Below are 16,882 nucleotides of genomic sequence, written 5' to 3'. Positions count from 1 at the left end.
TGCTCAGTAGCCAGTGAGTTCCATATAACCAGTCCCTGAATGAGAGCCCTTAATTCGCACTGGGCCTTCCCAGTAAGGCACCGAAAGTGGCATTTTCGCGTTCGGGTTGAGTGCAGAAACCGTAAGATCGATTTGCTGGTTAGGAATCGACACTTGCCACTGGGTTGGATACTTTCGCCCTTGGATTTCTGTTTGCTTGGTCGACTTTAACTGAATGTCTTTTTGTGGGATAGCGATACCAGAACCACCTTGCCGCATCAGCTTTGCACTGGAGTAACTGGCTACTCCGGTTTTGGAATCACGCAATTGGAACACCACCAAGCTACTCTTGTCACTCAATCTTAGGGCAAACCAGTCCCAGCCTTGTTGTGAGTCGAGTAAGAATTGCGAGCTCCACTCTCGGTCTATCCAACCTTTGCCGGATACTTGATGGGTTTCTCCGTCGATCGTGACTTCACCGGAGACTTCAATAAACGGTTGGCTGTAATAATATGAAGCCACCTGACCATCGGCACTTTTGGTGCTGTACCCTTGCTCGCCTTGCTTTTGATAAGGTGCGCTGCTGGTAAGGGTCAGCGCATAGCCAAATTGTTCGGAGTTCGCCTTCAAAGTGGCAGGGAAGAGGTCGTTGGTTGAAGAGGTCCACTGCCAATCATCGAGGTAAACCCGAAATGGAGAATCATCGACGCCAGCTAGAGAGGCTTGATCGCGCGACCATTTTTCATCGGCGTAGTGTTTGTCTGCGGTCGTCACTGCGCTGTGCGCCATGTAGATTTGCTGAGTTTGCCATTCGGTTTTCTTTACGTCATCTTCGCCTTTTGGCGGCGCAGCAGCAAAGCGAAATTGTGTCCATTGGACGCCAAGTGGGTTGCCGTCTTCATCAATTAAGTTAGCGGTTAAGTACCACCATTCATGACGAAAGTTTGGGTGCGCTTGATGGTCTGCTGGGAAGGTGAGTTCCACCCCTTTTTCTACGCGTGTGAATAGGTTGCTCTCGCTTTGCGTATCTCCGCTTCCCAGCAACGTGCCCATATTTTGCGTGCCCATATTTTTTTGTTGGGGATCTTCACATCCAAATAGGAACAGACTGCTTATGAGTAGAGTAAGTTTGCTTGCTATTCGAACCATCACAATACCTCGCTTTGCAAACTGGAAACGACAGGCTTGCTGACCAATTGCCACAGCGGAATCAAGGTTGCGATCACTGCCACTAAGATGGTGATCGCCGCAATGCTCAGCGCGTCACTCCAATTCCACAGATAATTTAAGCTCCAACCAAAAGCTCGTAAGGTGACGATGTCTGTCAGTACGTAACCCACCATGGCTCCGAGGGGCAGGGCGATAACCAGAGTAAAACTGACCAAAGCGACGATCTGTCCGACCACCATGGTCATTAATTTACGGCGGCTGACGCCAAGTGCGTACAGCCTTGCAATGGCGGCTTTGCGCGCGTCGAGCAACATGAAACAAGCACTGAACAAACCAATCACCGCGACCATCAAAGTCACGCCGTTGAGTGCGCGTGTAATAGCGAAGGTCTGCGAGAAAATATCCAACGCGATGGATTTGATTTGCGCCTGATCGTAGAGCTGACTTGGATGCAGATTCAATTGCTCGCGCAGTTGCTCGTAGACGATTTGTGGGTCACCCGAGACTTTAATGCCGAGGCTTGTTGGCAGGTCAGTAAAGCCACTCTCTTGCCATAACTTTGGTGCTAATAAGACTTCACCGTTGGGTGAGCCGTAATCGTGGAATACCGCACCCACAAGTAGGTTCTTATTTGGAATGGCATCAAGCGTGAGTTCGCTACCCAGTGATAAACCCAGTTTGACCGCAGTAGGTTCACTGATGGCGACCAACTCACCTTGGTAGAAGCGGGACCAGAAGTTCTCCAAATGCGATTTGAATACCATGGTTTGCTCTAAGGTGTCTTTGTCTTTGGTGCCAAGCAAAATCGGTAAGCCTTGCAGGTTATCATCGACGTAGTATTGCTTGTAGACGGCCTCAACCTTATCGAACTGCCCTAACTCGCGCTCCACATCAGCGATTTCCCCTTGGGCAGGGCTGACGTAAATATCGGCGTGTAGCCTTTGTTCTAACCACTGCTTTAGGGTGGACTCAAAGCTGCCAACTAGCGTGTTCATGCCCATATTGGCAGTAACGGCGAGTAGCAGTGCCATCATGGCGAGAGAAAGCGGAGAAATCAGCTCGCGCAGCTCAGCAAACAGATACTGCATCAAACCGGAAGTGGTGCGCTTTTCACACCAATTGGCTAAGACGCTGAGTGTTTTGGGTAGATACAAAGGAATCGACACCACAAGCACGCCGAGCCACGCCATGGTAAATCGGTGGTGCTCACTCAGCCATAACCCTGCGAGTGCGAAAGCCGTCAACGCAGCACCTATCACGAACAATTGATTTTCGTTAGAGGCTTCAGGTGCTTGATAAAATCCACCATGAGAGGAAAGCGGCTGGCGCACTCGCTGTTTAAAGTGCTGCCAACACGCCAATAGGGTTGCGGCTAACGTGAGCAGCAGCGCTTGCGCCCACCATTGCCACTGCCAAGTGCCGGGCAGCAGTGTCGCGCCATAAAGTTGTTCTAGAGTCAGTGCCACGGTCGGATGTAACCAATGGCTAAGCTGCATGCCCAATACAAAACCGAGGGAAGCGCCGATGGTAACGAGAATAGTGAGTTCAACTAACAGCGCAGAGAACACAATGCTCGGCGCAACGCCCGCCTGTTGAATCTGCACTAACAGCCGATTGCGTTTAAGCAAGCTGTATTTTACGCCGTTGTAGGCAATGAACAGCCCGACTAAAAAGGCAAGTAAGCTCATTGCGGTGAGGTTGAGGTGAAAGCTGTCGGTCAGCGAACCAAGGTCTGTACTTTGGTTATTGGAAGTCCATTGTCCTTGCTCGCCAATGATGCTTTGCCAATTTACTTGCGTGTCTTTATTCCCTTTATCACCCGAATGGAAAACCGCAATGTAACTGAGCTGTCCTTGTTTATTGAGCAGTTGCTGGGCAAAGCCAATGTCCATCAACATTCGGCTACCTAACTGCCATTCGTCAGGTAGCACCACCACTTTGGTTGGAATGTCGTCCAGAGTTAGGGTTTCTACCTCCCCTAAGTTTTGATGTTGAGATTGGCTCATCATTACGATTGGCTTGCCGGCTAAAAGCTCAGGTAAAGGCAAAGCACTGTCGAACAAAGACACGTTCTGTTGGTTTTCTGATGACTTTCCGTTTGCAGAATAGCGCGAACGTGATGAGATGGCGGCAATCAACTCGCTACCTTGCACTGACCAGCGACGCCCTTGTTCGTCTCTTACTCGCCCTTCGATTACCGGTAGTGCTGCACTGAGTCCGTTTTGTCTAAGGGCGAAGTAGAGCGATTCAGGCAGATAGTTTTGCCCTGCTGGTGGAATAATTAAGTTCTGAGCTTGTGCGCTGAGCTGCTCGGTAGACTCAGTATAACTGCGCTTGGCATTGAGGTTGATGGCTTGCACCGCAACAAACAAGGTCACTGCCAGCACGATACCGATCAGAATTGCGGCGGCTTGCAGTGGTGCTTGTCGATAATGTGCCGCAAACAGATCCAGGGCGAGTCGAGTATGCGTGAATCTGGTGGTTGATGGCTTAGCTTGCTTCATGGCGAAGCTCATGTTTGTTTTGGTGATGACTGTTCTGTAGCTGACTATTATCCAATCGCAGCCGTGTTTTCATAAATTCAGCACATTCAGGGCTGTGTGTTACCAATAGCACTGCCGTATTGCCTTGGGTAGTGATTTCACTGAGCAGTTTCATCACTTCTAGCCCTGCTTTTTGGTCGAGGTTTCCTGTGGGTTCATCAGCAAGCAGCAGTTTCGGTTTGTGTGCTAATGCGCGCGCAATAGCGACTCGTTGTTGTTGACCACCGGAAAGGGCAGAAACATGTCTATCGAGAAGTTGGCTGATGCCTAGAGTCTCGACCAAATAATCGCACCAGTCGTTCCATTTCTGTTGATTCAAATGCAGAGGGAAGGCGATGTTTTGCTGCACGTTGAGCGGCGTTAATAGATTGAATTGCTGAAAAATAACACCGAGTTTTTGGTGGCGAAATCGGCTCCATTGTGGGTCTTTCCAAGCCGCCGTGTTATCGCCGTCTAGCCACAACTCACCATCGGAAAGTGGCTCAAAGCCAGCGATGAGATTGAGTAAGGTACTTTTGCCGCTACCACTTGCGCCCGTCAGCGCGACACTCGCTCCTGTGTTCAACGTAAAGTCGACGCCTTCCAACACGCGGTGTGTCTCTTTGCCATCGACAAAGCTTTTGCTGGCGTGTTTGAGTGTGACAAGTGGGCTTTCCATTTCCTCTCCTTACAATCAAAAGATGTCGTTTCTTTTGGCAGCGGCTATTTGAGTAAGTTCTATAAAAACTTTAGACAACAATCAGATAAAAACAGCGATTTACATCGATTTCTTAATAACTTGTACTGAAAAGAAGAGGGAAGAGATTAAATGAGGAAGGGATATGACAGGCATTAAAAAAGCCCGAGTCAAACTCGAGCTTTCAAATACATTCAGCGTGGTCAGCTTACACGTAGTACGCTTCAACTTCGCCTTTAAGCTTGATTAGCATTGGGTTACCGAAACGGTCTTTTGCTTTAGGAGAAGCAATTTTTACCCAACCTTCGCTGATGCAGTATTCTTCTACGTCAGTACGCTCTTGGCCGTTGATACGAATACCGATTTGGTGCTCGAAGCATTCTTTGATGAAGAATGGGCTACGTGGGTTACCCGCTAGGCGATCTGGTAGAGCTGGTTTAGCTGTATCTGTCATGTTTGTGACCTTGAAGTCATTAAAAAAAGTGCGCCATTGTAGTCAGAGTCAGGCGAGTGTTCAAGAAATGTTGATGTGAGTTTGAAGCGTATAACACTCACAGCCATGCTATCGTCTTTTTTGGCGTGAATACGCTCTCGATTTCAATTTGATAGCATTAAAGAAAGGTTGCATTATAAACAGATATGAGTACCTATCATTACATCTATAGCTTATTATCGGTGATCAACTTTTATGAAATTAAACGCATCATTAAGGCGCAAAGAGATTTTGCGGTTCATCCAGAACGCCCAGCGAGGTGAAGTGAGTGACTTTGCCAAGCAATATGATGTGTCAGAAGTGACCATTCGAAATGACCTCAACTATCTAGAGAAACAAGGCTGCGTCAAACGTTGTTATGGCGGAGCACTGTTGAATAATCAATTTGCGTTTGAACGTCCTCTCAATGATAAAAAGCAGCTCAACAGTAATATCAAGGCGAAGCTCGGAGAGTATGCTGCCTCGTTGATTGCGGACGGCGATAAAATCATTCTCGACTCTGGTTCAACCACAGAGCAAATTGCTTATCACTTGAAAGGTAAGAATGATCTTGTCGTTATGACTAATGGCATTAACATCGCCTATCATCTTGCCAATCAAAGTAATGTCTCTGTTATGGTCACTGGAGGCACCATGCGTGAGAATTCTTATTCCGTCCACGGTTTGAGTGGTGAGGACTTCCTCGCAGGCTATCGCTTTAACAAGCTCTTTTTAGGTGTGGATGGCTTTGACAAATCCACTGGCGTCACGACTCCTCATCAGGGTGAGGCTGACATTAATCGAAGAATGCTTGACGCGGCACAAGTCGTTATTGCCGTAACCGACTCATCAAAGTTTTCTCGTCAGAGTTTTTGCCTTATTGCCCGACCAGAGCAACTTGATATGCTCATTACTGACAGTGGTATCCCGTCCGATTACTTTGAACATCTCACTTCAATGGGCGTTGATGTACGTATTGTTGATTAGTGATTAGTGATTAGTGATTAGTGATTAGTGATATTGGTTTTTCTATCAATATCGTGAAGACTATTTCTGATCGACTTAAACCTTTGTGCAACTTCAGCATCAAAAAAACGCCTTCTAACGACTTCATCGACCTTCAAAAAAATAACCGATATTGCATTTTGTGATCTTGCGCAGGCTGTAGTTCGAAACGACAGCTGTTAACTCTATTTCATCCTACCTTTCACTTTCTTTGTATCGAAAGTGAGTTTTTATGCGCCCCTTTGTGATTACTTTCAATTTAATAACGAAAGAAAAGCCTTTCGTTTTTCATGAAGTGAAAGGTTTTTTGGGGTAAAAACGAAAGAAAAATGACTGTGATCTAGCTTTCACTTTTCCTAACTTCGCCCTGTTTTAATACCAACGAAAAGAAAATCGAAACATTTCTAACGGAAAGCGAAATGGAACGAAAGGAGAGTTGGTGAATGAACAGTGCAGAACGAAGACAGCAAATCATGGCTCATATTTGTCGTCATGGTTCAGGAAAAGTGGACGACTTTGTCGAGCATTACAATGTATCGGCTGTCACCATTCGCCACGACCTGAATCTTCTAGAAAAAGAAGGCTGTGTTTTTCGCTGTTATGGTGGCGCAACACTCAACCCTAACTTTGCCTTTGACCAACCGCTCTACCGCAAAGATCAACTTAATCGCAGTGCGAAACAAGCGATAGCACAGGCTGCAGCGAGCCTTATTCAAGATGGTGAAGCGATCATTTTGGATTCCGGAACCACGATAGGTCTTATGCCACAGTACTTGGTCAATAAGCAGCAATTGGTTGTGATGACCAATGCCCTCAATACCGCCTACCAACTTAGCAAGATGGAAAACGTTGAGTTACATGTGGTTGGAGGTAGCCTGCGTCGCGCTTCTTGTTCACTGATAGGTAACCATGGTGAACAGCAAATTCGATCTTACCTTTTTGACAAGCTGTTTTTGGGCGTGGATGGATTCGACCTGCTTGCTGGCGTGACTACGCCAGACAAACAAGAAGCTCAGGTGAATCGCGCCATGTGTGAGGTTGCTCGCCAAGTCATTGCTGTCACCGATTCAAGCAAATTTGGTCGCAAAAGCTTTTGCATGATCCGAGCTGCAAGCCAGATCGACGTCTTGGTCACTGATCGCAACATTCCCCATAACACGCACCAATCCCTTATTGAACTTGGCGTAGATGTCGTCATTGCGGATCAAATCGTTAACTAGGAATCAAAATGAAAGCGTTACTTTCCCTAATCGAGCAACACAAACAAGGTCAGCTTACCGGTATTTATGCTGTGTGTTCTGCTCACCCCTTAGTACTTGAAGCTGCGATAAAGCAGGCTGCGCAAAATGAGCAATTGGTTTTGATTGAGGCAACGTCAAATCAAGTTAATCAGTTTGGTGGCTACACCGGAATGACGCCACAAGATTTCGCGAGCCACGTATTTGATTTGGCAGAGCGGGTTAATTTTCCTGCTGAGAACGTGGTATTGGGTGGCGATCATCTTGGTCCTAACTGTTGGCAGCACTTGCCAGCAAGCCAAGCAATGGAATATTCAATGCAAATGATTCGAGACTATGTTTGCGCGGGCTTTAAGAAGATTCATCTCGATTGTTCAATGCCTTGTGCCGATGACGAGGTTCCGCTGAGTGAAGAGCTAATGGCGCAGCGCGCTGCCCAGTTATGTTTGGTGGCAGAGCAAGCATGGAAAACAGTCGGTGGTGAAGCGCCAGTGTATGTGGTTGGCACGGAAGTTCCAACGCCAGGAGGTGCTCTTGAGTCGCTTGAAGAAGAAGGTATTCAAGTGACGAAAGCGGAAGAAGCATTGGCAACGCTAAATGCTCATCATCAAACGGTCAGTGATATGGGGCTTAGCTATGTTTGGCCTCGTGTGATTGGTTTAGTGGTGCAACCAGGAGTGGAATTTGATCACCACTCAGTACATCACTACCACAGTGCGGCAGCGCGATCGTTAAGCAATATGATCGACAGCCAACCAAATCTGGTCTTCGAAGCGCATTCTACGGATTACCAAAACCCAGAGGCATATCACCAACTAATTCGCGATCATTTTGCGATTCTCAAAGTCGGTCCAGCTCTCACATTTGCTTTGCGTGAAGCCTTGTATGGTCTGGATTCTGCGGAGAAAGAGTGGTTAGGCGCTCATCATGCTTCTCACTTACGCGAAACCATAGAACAAGTGATGAGAGAGCAACCTAATTATTGGCGTTCTCACTACTCCAGCAAAGGGCATCAACAATATCTCGATTGCAGCTACAGCTTGAGTGATCGCATCCGTTACTACTGGAATCATCCAGAGGTTAAAGCGGCGCAGCAAGCTCTGTTTGACAACTTAGCTGCTCACCCTCTGCCAATCACAATCCTTAGCCAATATTTACCCAACCAAGCTAAGGCAATTTCTCAACATCAAATTCAAAATCAACCTGCTGAGATTGTCGTGCACAAGATAATGGAAGTGACACAAGTCTATTCCGAAGCCTGTTACGCCAATTCAGTGGCTAGCAAGGAGACGACCAAATGAGTTCAGTTTTAGGCTATGAGTTGCCATGGTTAGAACAACGTAATGGTGTTCATACGGCTCAAGAAATCAGTCATCAACCTCAGTTATGGCGAGCACTTTCTACCATTTTAGAAGAGCAGTATGAGGCAATCCGCGATTTTCTAACGCCTCTGCTTGAGCAGCCAGACCTACGCATTATTTTGACTGGTGCGGGCACATCTGCATTTGTCGGCGATGCGGCAGCACCATTTATTCAAGAGGGGCTGAGATTTCAAGTTGAGTCCATCCCAACCACGGATTTAGTGTCAAACCCGGAACAGTATCTGGACCCAAGTCGTCCGACGTTGGTCGTTTCTTACGCCCGCTCTGGTAATAGCCCGGAAAGTGTTGCTGCTGTTGCTCTTGTCGATCAGCTTGTTCCTCATTGTCATCACTTGTTCTTGACGTGTAACCGTGACGGGGAACTCTCTCATTACGCTCGAACTGCACAAAATGCTTGCTGCGTGATCATGCCTGAAGGCTCAAATGATAAGAGCTTTGCGATGACATCGAGCTTCAGTTGTATGTTGATGTCTACGCTGACGTTATTTGGTGGTCAATCTCCAAAACAATGGCATGAACAAATTGAAGTGGTAGCAGCACTTTGCGAAGCCAAGTTAGAGCAATGGGAGTCTGCTATTAAGGCGCTCGCCAGCCAGCCTTATGAGCGTTTAATCGTAATCGGTAGCGGTGGTTTTGCTGGGCTTGCCCGTGAAGCATCACTCAAATCGCTTGAGCTAAGTGCAGGTAAAGTGATGACGGCTTTCGACTCATCTCTTGGCTTCCGCCATGGTCCTAAATTCACCATTAACGATAAAGCGGTCGTGATCCAGTTGTTATCAAGTGACGCTTATACCCGTGGGTACGATTTGGATTTATTCAATGAGATCCGCCGCGACAAACAAGCATTAGCTCATATTGCTCTCACAGAACTGTCTCTCAACGAAGACGATGTTTTTGAATTTGGGAGATTGGATTTGGGCGATCAGTGGCTGTGCTTCCCATTCATTCTCTTCTGCCAAATGTTGGCATTTGAAAAATCACTTCAACTGGGATTTGGACCGGACAATCCGTGCCCAACCGGTGAAGTCAATCGTGTGGTGCAAGGTGTCACCATCTACCCATTCAACAAGTAACGGATTCGAAAAGGAATAGACCATGCCAAATATCGTGTTAAGTCGTATTGATGAGCGCCTCGTCCATGGCCAAGTGGGTGTGCAATGGGTAGGTTTTGCGGATGCCAACATTATTGTCGTTGTGAACGATGAGGTAGCAGAAGACACCATTCAACAGAACTTAATGGAGATGGTGCTAGCAGATGGCATCGCAATCCGATTTTGGACGGTGAAAAAGACCATCGACACCATCCATAAAGCGGCTGAACGCCAACGAATTCTAATGGTTTGTCGCACACCAAAAGATTTCCGCCAATTGGTGGAAGGCGGTGTGCCAATTAGCAATATCAACGTCGGAAACATGCACTACGTTGAGGGAAAAAAGCAAATTGCCAAGACGGTTTCAGTCGGAACTGAAGACGTTGCGGAGTTTGAAAAATTAAAAGCACTAGGGGTGAAATGCACGATCCAAGGGGTGCCAACTGAAAGTGCGACTGACCTCTTTACTCTTATCTAACAATAGGAAAGAAATCATGGAAATAGGACTCTTACAGGCCTTGATGCTCGGCATCTTAGCCTTTTTTGCTGGCCTAGATTTATTTAATGGTCTTACTCACTTCCACCGTCCGGTGGTGCTTGGTCCACTTGTTGGTCTGATTTTAGGCGACTTGCAAACCGGTATCTTGGTTGGCGGTACGCTTGAATTGATTTGGATGGGACTTGCCCCTCTTGCGGGGGCTCAACCACCAAACGTTATCATCGGCACCATCGTGGGTACGGCTTTCGCGATTACAACCAAAGTCGAGCCAAATGTTGCGGTTGGTGTCGCTGTGCCTTTCGCCGTTGCCGTACAGATGGGCATTACGCTGCTCTTCTCTGCAATGTCAGCGGTCATGTCTAAGTGTGACGAGTACGCACAAAATGCGGATACCAATGGTATTGAACGCGTGAACTATATGGCACTTGCTGTACTCGGTTCTTTCTACTTTCTGTGTGCATTCTTACCCGTTTATCTTGGGGCTGAACATGCAGGGAAAATCGTTGAAGTACTACCGAAAGATCTCATTGATGGCTTAGGCGTCGCTGGTGGCATCATGCCTGCAATTGGCTTTGCTGTCTTGATGAAAATCATGATGAAGAACGCCTACATCCCTTACTTCATCCTTGGTTTCGTCGCTGCTGCTTGGCTTCAACTGCCAATCTTAGCGATTGCCGCGGCTGCGACGGCCATGGCCATTATCGACTTCATGCGTAAAACGGAACCCACTCCTGTAACTGCACCTGCTGAGGACTTTGAAGATGGAATCTAATGTAAGTAACGAACTCGACCTTCGTAGCCAAAATGTTGATGTGCAGCCAGCTCCTGGCGTGGCTGAAGATGAGTATGAAAATAAAGAGATTGGTGCAGATCTAACCAAAGCAGACATCAATCGTATGGCGTGGCGCTCGCTCCTACTCCAAGCGTCTTTCAACTACGAACGTATGCAGGCTTCTGGTTGGTTGTACGGACTACTGCCTGCGCTGAAGAAGATTCACACCAATAAAGCTGACCTATCTAAAGCAATGCAAGGTCATATGGGGTTCTTCAATACTCACCCGTTCTTGGTGACATTTGTCATGGGGATCGTTCTGGCGATGGAACGCTCCAAGCAAAACGTCAGCAGTATTCAGAGCACTAAGATCGCGGTTGGTGCACCAATGGGTGGCATCGGTGATGCGATGTTCTGGCTGACTCTTCTTCCTATTTGTGGCGGTATCGGTGCAGACCTTGCGCTGCAAGGCTCCATCATGGGTGCGGTGTTCTTTATTGTGCTGTTTAACGTGGTGCATTTTGGTCTGCGATTTGGTCTCGCACATTATGCGTATCGCATGGGGGTTGCTGCTATCCCTGTTATCAAAGCCAACACGAAGAAAGTCGGACATGCGGCTTCGATGGTAGGTATGACGGTGATCGGTGCTTTGGTGGCGACTTATGTTCGTCTATCGACGACCGCAGAAATTACCGCCGGTGATGCTGTGGTGAAACTGCAAGGCGATGTGATCGATAAACTCATGCCAGCGTTTCTTCCATTGGTCTACACCCTAGCTATGTACGCGCTCGTCAAGCGTGGTTGGAGCCCGCTAAAACTTATCGGTATCACCGTGGTGTTAGGTGTTGTTGGGCGTTTTATGGGTTTCTTATAAATCACATTGGACACACAAAACATTGGGGTGGAGTGCTCTGCCCCATTAAGGAAACGTAAATGATTGCTGTAATTCTATCTGGTCACGGAGGGTTTGCTTCCGGTCTTGCCAAAGCGGTGTTTCAGGTTATTGGGGAGCAACCTCAATTTAAGTTTATCGACTTTCCAGAAGAGGCAACGACTCCGCAACTGGAAGTGTCAATGCGCGAGGCGATTAATGAAGTTGATTCTGGCGAAGGTATTGTTTTCCTCACTGATTTGTTGGGAGGTACACCTTTTCGTACTGCATCACTGATCAGTCAAGAGCGTGACGATGTCCAGGTTGTAACGGGAACAAACATGCAGATGGCGGCTGAGATGCTTTTGGAACGCGATGAACTCGATCTCGCTGAGTTTCGCGATCAAGCGCTGGCTTGTGGGCATCGTGGCATTACCTCGTTGAGTGCTGAAATGGCTGAGAAAGCTAAACATGTGGGAACGGTAGAAGAAGATGGCATCTGAACAAGATCGTGCAAGGCATTCTTGCTACCGAGCTCAGCGTGTATTGCAAGGTGATAGATGGCTTGATGATGGGCTAATTCGCATCGACGAAAATGGGGTGATTGATTCTGTTGAGCCATTCAACTCTCATGAACACATTGATTTTATTGACTTAGGTGAGGTGAGCATACTACCCGGCCTGATTGACAGTCATGTGCATGGAGCCAAAGGCTGTGACGTTATGGATGCCGAGCATGACAGCCTCAATACGATGTCTCGCTATTTCGCAAGCTTGGGCGTTACCGCATTTGTTGCCACAACCGTAACCGCTCCTGTGGCAAAAATTCGTGCCGCGTTAAAGCAAGTTGCTGTGAGTAAACGACATGGCGTTGATGGTGCTGAGATCTTAGGTGCGTATCTAGAGGGACCTTATTTCACCGAGAAGAATCGCGGCGCGCACCCGACGACATGGTTTAGAGATTTATCGGTCGAAGAGTTGGAGCAGTGGATTTCTTATTGTGATGACCAGCTCGTCACCGTCGCACTGGCTCCAGAAAAAGACGGGGCAATCGATGCGATTCGTTACCTGAATAAACAGGGTATTAACGTGATGCTTGGGCATACCGATGCGAGTTACGACCAAGTGAAACAGGCGTTGGATGCTGGCGCAAATGGCATTGTCCACTGCTACAACGGCATGCGGGGTCTACATCACCGAGATCCAGGAGTCGTTGGGGCAGGGCTTATCCATCCCAACAGCTATGTCGAAATGATTGCCGATGGGCATCACGTTCACTCTGCTGCTATAGATGTCGCGCATCGCTGTTGTGGTCAACGCATGGCGCTGATTACCGATGCTATGAGTGCGACAGGCATGCCTGATGGTCGCTACACGCTTGGTGAATACGAAGTGCAAATGAAAGGCGGCGTCGTTACTACAGAAAGTGGAAGTTTGGCAGGCAGCACTTTGACCTTGCCGCAAGCAGTTAAAAATATTCATAAATGGCTAAACATCCCACTAGAGCAAGCTTGGTTGATGGCATCGTTAACTCCGGCTCAATCGTTAGGTTTGCAACACCAATTAGGCACCCTAGAAGCCGGAAAGCGCGCATCTATGGTCGCTGTTAAATCAGATTTCTCAATTGTAAAAACTTGGGTCAATGGGCGTCTTGTGTTTGATGCATCCGTACCAAGTCAGGAGGCTTTATGTATCTAATTTCTTCCCGTGAAATGCTAAAACGTGCCCAACAAGCTGGTTATGCGGTGCCTGCATTTAATATTCATAACTTAGAGACGGTCCAAGTCATTGTTGAAACCGCTTCAGAGATGGGCTCTCCAGTGATTCTCGCAGGCACGCCGGGAACTTTTGATTATGCGGGTACCGATTACCTGATCAGTATTTGTAAAGAAGCTGCACATAAGCATTCGATCCCGTTAGTTCTTCATCTTGATCACCATGAAGACCTACAAGACATTTGTACTAAGGTCGATCACGGTATTCGTTCTGTAATGATTGATGGTTCGCATTATGCGTTTGATCAGAACATAGAGATTGTGCGCTCGGTGGTTCAATACTGTAACCGATTTGACGCAAGTGTCGAAGCTGAGTTAGGTCGTTTAGGCGGTCAAGAAGACGATCTGATTGTCGACAGTGCCGATGCACTAATGACCGACCCAGCTTCTGCCGCGGAGTTTGTTCGCCGTACTGGTATTGATTCGTTAGCTGTGGCAATTGGCACAGCTCATGGCTTGTATAAAGCGGAGCCTAAACTCGACTTTAACCGCTTAGATAAAATCCGTGGTGTTGTCGATATTCCGTTAGTACTGCATGGCGCATCAGGTGTTCCTGATGAAATGGTTCGTCGTTGTATTGACCTTGGCGTGTGCAAGGTGAACGTGGCGACTGAGCTGAAGATCGCGTTCTCAAATGCGGTCAAACAACATTTTGCGCATCACCCTGACGCAAACGACCCTCGTAAATACATCACGCCTGGTAAAGCGGCGATGAAACAGGTGGTGATGGATAAGATCCATATGTGCGGAAGTGAAGGAAAGCTCTAGGGTCTGTTGACCCTAACAACTGATTATATTTGGTAAACTCCCCCCGATGACATGTTTACCTAGGTGCTAGGTCTTCTAGCACCTTTTTATCTTTATGGCATTTCAACCGTTATTATGTGGGTATTAAGCCCGATAGAATTTACTGTCGTTGAAGACGTCACGATCACGCGGATCGTTCGATAGGAACATCCACATCTCTTTCATGCTTTGTTCAAAGAACTCTTCTTCAAACACCACCATAGAACAATGCTCACCAAGCCCAGCCACGAAGGGTTCGAGTGCTTCAAACCCAATGCGTTCGATGTCTTCAATATCAATGAAATACAGCTTCTTATCGGTTCTTTGTTCGCTTTCTGCGGGTAATTCGCCTTTACCAAGCACTGAAAAGTTAAGCTCAACGGTTAAACCCGTACGGTTTTGTTTGAGTTCATAAACCGCTTCCGTTTGAGCCATCACGCTGTAGTTCAAATCATCAAAGTAGCTCAGTGTTTCTTGCTTCATTGGGTGCATAAGTCTTCCATAAATTGTGCGGTGAATCCGATGAGATTCCGTTACAAGCCTTTCAAGTATTGAGCGTTTGCCGTCGGGTGAATCGCGGTATTAAGTGCTTCAACATGCTGCTCATTGTATTCATTCAGCAGAGCGGTAAAGGCATCGATCAATTCAGGTTTGGTCATCGTGACTTTGGTTTCTGTCTGGATGTCGCGCAGATCGATCAGCACGTCTGTAAACAGTTGCGGCAAATCTTGCAGTACTTGCAGGTTCAGCACGTTATGTTCGCTGTAAATTGCGTTATGGCTGCCTTTTTGCTTTTGTACCACATATGGGTTGTCTTTTAGGTTGATGATCGATGTGCGCTTGTCACAACGCTTCAAACAGCCTTTATTTACCTTAATCTTGCGGCAACCTTCGGTTTGTTGGAACAAACATTGGCGACTAGTCAGCAGTGTGTTTGGGTGGTAAATGCTGTAGTAGCTGCGCATGTTGTGCGGACGCTTAATGTGGCGCATCTGCTTCATGTTCAGCTCGTTAGAGATAAACGCACCACTTGCGGCGAACTCTTCTTGCAAACATTTGAACGAGTAGGAGTTCACCGTGTTCATCTGCGGGCCTGCAACCCAACCTAATCCCAGTTCTTGAGCCAACATGCCCACGCCAGAGTTATTGGTGATCGACAATTCTGGCTTCACTGCTTCTAAGAATGCACGTGCGGCTTGGTAATCGTCACCAATCAGAATCGCAGGGAACCAAGGTTTCAATCTTGGGTTTGCTTGGAACAACTCAATCATCGCATTCAGTTCACCTGCCAATCCCATTGGTAGCTGGAAATACACATCGACATTGCTGTATTCGCATAGTGCGGTGTCTTCTAGTGATGAAATCAAGACAGATAGCTTCGGAGCGCCTTCGCGCATATCTGGTTGAGGTAGCGTCGGTAAAGTCGGTACATCAATCGCGCCTTTTAGGCTGCTGCCAGAGGCTTGCGTTGAAGTCACATCAAAATCTTGAGTCTTCTCTGCAACCTTCTCAATGATTGCGGTTTTGTCGTCGTAGAGCTTTTTCTTCACGCCTTGCACATCATCGGCGGATTCGCATTTGTAGATCTTCGAGAAGTGTTTTACGGCGTGATCGCGAGGGTTGTCGATGTACATCGCTTTACCGAAATCGCCTTGCAAAAACGCGTTAGAGAAATCACGGTTAAATACGGTGTACAACTCTTTGGTGTCGTTTGACAGTTCTACGCCATCACACAAGCGGTCAATCTGTTTCCGCCAGTTATCGACCACGGTGTAAACGTAGTGAGATTTCTTAATGCGGCCTTCCACTTTCAATGAATATACGCCCGCATCGGCAAGTGCTTCTAAATCGCCAAATGCTGAGTTGTCCTTCATGTTGAGAGGGTAGCTGTTGCCTGTTTTGGTGGTTTCGTATTGCTCACGACAAGGCTGGCTGCAGCGACCACGGTTGCCCGAAGCACCGTTTCGCGCAGAACTGATGTAGCAAATGCCAGAGAAACCAATGCAGTAAGAGCCGTGCACAAACACTTCCATCATCACATCATGCTCACGACCAAACTGAGCTAGATGTTTGATCTCATTGATGTTCAGTTCACGAGAGAGGTTCACACGGCTCGCCGTCAACTGATTTAGGAACAAGATCTGTCCTTCATTGTGCGTGTTGAGCTGGGTTGAAGCGTGTACATCTAAATCTGGGAAATGGTTCTTGAGAATGTAAGCCAAACCAAGATCTTGCACGATCACGCCATCAATCGCGGTGGTGTTTAATTGGCTGAGCAAACGCACGATGGCTGGGATTTCGCTTTCCAGTATCAATACGTTCAGAGTCAGGAAGATCTTACAGTTGTGCTGATGAGTTAGCGTCAGCACGCCATTCAAGTTATCTAAAGTGAGGTTGGTCGCTCGGTTGCGGGCATTAAAACGGTCTAGTCCGCAGTAGATAGCATCGGCACCCGCAGCAATGGCAGCTTTGATGGAATCCAGATCGCCGCCCGGGGCTAATAACTCAAATTGATCGCGTGTCACTAGTTATCTCTTACTCAGTAAAATAGGTCACGTATTTTATGTGCTTCACGGTTTTAATGTTGGACTGATTAACGCTTTATTAATCTGAATCAATTTTC

Annotated in this window: 16 protein-coding genes; 10 read left to right on the top strand and 6 right to left on the bottom strand. The window is 47.4% G+C overall.

The features are described from left to right. Nucleotides 1-3: 3 nt before the first annotated feature. The 4 genes from ATB76_RS10110 to ATB76_RS10095 form a co-directional block, all read right to left on the bottom strand. The gene (locus ATB76_RS10110) at nucleotides 4-1,128 is read right to left on the bottom strand and encodes a lipocalin-like domain-containing protein (RefSeq protein WP_061035106.1); all 1,125 of its coding nucleotides are present in this window, start codon (nucleotides 1,126-1,128) and stop codon (nucleotides 4-6) included. After that, the gene (locus ATB76_RS10105; RefSeq protein ID WP_061035105.1) at nucleotides 1,128-3,653 is read right to left on the bottom strand and encodes an ABC transporter permease; all 2,526 of its coding nucleotides are present in this window, start codon (nucleotides 3,651-3,653) and stop codon (nucleotides 1,128-1,130) included. Before ATB76_RS10105 ends, ATB76_RS10110 begins: the two co-directional genes overlap by 1 nt. Further along, nucleotides 3,640-4,350 (bottom strand): ABC transporter ATP-binding protein, encoded by a 711-nt coding sequence (locus ATB76_RS10100; protein ID WP_061035104.1) that lies wholly within the window; start codon nucleotides 4,348-4,350, stop codon nucleotides 3,640-3,642. Before ATB76_RS10100 ends, ATB76_RS10105 begins: the two co-directional genes overlap by 14 nt. A 226-nt stretch (nucleotides 4,351-4,576) precedes the next feature. After that, nucleotides 4,577-4,822, bottom strand: a complete 246-nt coding sequence (locus tag ATB76_RS10095; RefSeq protein ID WP_005374689.1) for a DUF3297 family protein — start codon at nucleotides 4,820-4,822, stop codon at nucleotides 4,577-4,579. 234 nt (nucleotides 4,823-5,056) lie between these two features. Between ATB76_RS10095 and agaR (ATB76_RS10090) the strand changes: the two genes are divergently transcribed. From agaR (ATB76_RS10090) to ATB76_RS10045, 10 genes are all read left to right on the top strand, one after another. Continuing rightward, nucleotides 5,057-5,827, top strand: a complete 771-nt coding sequence (gene agaR, locus ATB76_RS10090) for a transcriptional repressor AgaR (RefSeq protein WP_038868859.1) — start codon at nucleotides 5,057-5,059, stop codon at nucleotides 5,825-5,827. A 461-nt stretch (nucleotides 5,828-6,288) separates the two neighbouring features. Then, on the top strand, nucleotides 6,289-7,065 hold the full coding sequence (gene agaR / locus ATB76_RS10085) for a transcriptional repressor AgaR (RefSeq protein ID WP_038877479.1): 777 nt from the start codon (nucleotides 6,289-6,291) through the stop codon (nucleotides 7,063-7,065). 8 nt (nucleotides 7,066-7,073) lie between these two features. Next, nucleotides 7,074-8,384 carry a D-tagatose-bisphosphate aldolase, class II, non-catalytic subunit gene (locus tag ATB76_RS10080; RefSeq protein WP_038868861.1) on the top strand — a complete coding sequence of 437 codons (1,311 nt, stop codon included), beginning with the start codon at nucleotides 7,074-7,076 and terminating at the stop codon, nucleotides 8,382-8,384. Then, on the top strand, nucleotides 8,381-9,538 hold the full coding sequence (locus tag ATB76_RS10075; RefSeq protein WP_005448944.1) for an SIS domain-containing protein: 1,158 nt from the start codon (nucleotides 8,381-8,383) through the stop codon (nucleotides 9,536-9,538). The genes ATB76_RS10080 and ATB76_RS10075 overlap by 4 nt, the downstream gene beginning before the upstream one ends. Before the next feature lie 22 nt (nucleotides 9,539-9,560). Then, nucleotides 9,561-10,034 (top strand): PTS N-acetylgalactosamine transporter subunit IIB, encoded by a 474-nt coding sequence (gene agaV / locus ATB76_RS10070; RefSeq protein ID WP_005448946.1) that lies wholly within the window; start codon nucleotides 9,561-9,563, stop codon nucleotides 10,032-10,034. Between the two features lie 16 nt (nucleotides 10,035-10,050). After that, nucleotides 10,051-10,827, top strand: a complete 777-nt coding sequence (gene agaW, locus ATB76_RS10065) for a PTS N-acetylgalactosamine transporter subunit IIC (RefSeq protein ID WP_005448948.1) — start codon at nucleotides 10,051-10,053, stop codon at nucleotides 10,825-10,827. Next, nucleotides 10,817-11,701 (top strand): PTS N-acetylgalactosamine transporter subunit IID, encoded by an 885-nt coding sequence (gene agaE / locus ATB76_RS10060; protein ID WP_005448950.1) that lies wholly within the window; start codon nucleotides 10,817-10,819, stop codon nucleotides 11,699-11,701. The genes agaW and agaE overlap by 11 nt, the downstream gene beginning before the upstream one ends. A gap of 59 nt (nucleotides 11,702-11,760) precedes the next feature. Beyond that, nucleotides 11,761-12,201 carry a PTS galactosamine/N-acetylgalactosamine transporter subunit IIA gene (gene agaF, locus ATB76_RS10055; RefSeq protein ID WP_005448952.1) on the top strand — a complete coding sequence of 147 codons (441 nt, stop codon included), beginning with the start codon at nucleotides 11,761-11,763 and terminating at the stop codon, nucleotides 12,199-12,201. After that, nucleotides 12,191-13,396: an N-acetylglucosamine-6-phosphate deacetylase gene (gene nagA, locus ATB76_RS10050; protein ID WP_038877481.1), complete on the top strand. Its 1,206-nt coding sequence runs from the start codon at nucleotides 12,191-12,193 to the stop codon at nucleotides 13,394-13,396. The genes agaF and nagA overlap by 11 nt, the downstream gene beginning before the upstream one ends. Beyond that, on the top strand, nucleotides 13,387-14,241 hold the full coding sequence (locus tag ATB76_RS10045) for a tagatose bisphosphate family class II aldolase (protein WP_005448957.1): 855 nt from the start codon (nucleotides 13,387-13,389) through the stop codon (nucleotides 14,239-14,241). The genes nagA and ATB76_RS10045 overlap by 10 nt, the downstream gene beginning before the upstream one ends. A gap of 123 nt (nucleotides 14,242-14,364) precedes the next feature. Here ATB76_RS10045 and ATB76_RS10040 read toward each other — a convergent pair whose 3' ends face one another. Next, nucleotides 14,365-14,751, bottom strand: a complete 387-nt coding sequence (locus tag ATB76_RS10040) for a hypothetical protein (RefSeq protein WP_038877483.1) — start codon at nucleotides 14,749-14,751, stop codon at nucleotides 14,365-14,367. 41 nt (nucleotides 14,752-14,792) lie between these two features. Next, nucleotides 14,793-16,784, bottom strand: a complete 1,992-nt coding sequence (locus ATB76_RS10035) for a peptidase U32 family protein (protein WP_061035103.1) — start codon at nucleotides 16,782-16,784, stop codon at nucleotides 14,793-14,795. Between the last annotated feature and the right edge of the window lie 98 nt (nucleotides 16,785-16,882).

It is taken from the genome of Vibrio sp. MOR3, assembly GCF_001557775.1.
GTDB lineage: Bacteria > Pseudomonadota > Gammaproteobacteria > Enterobacterales > Vibrionaceae > Vibrio > Vibrio jasicida.
This window is presented reverse-complemented; position numbering and strand designations above follow the sequence as displayed.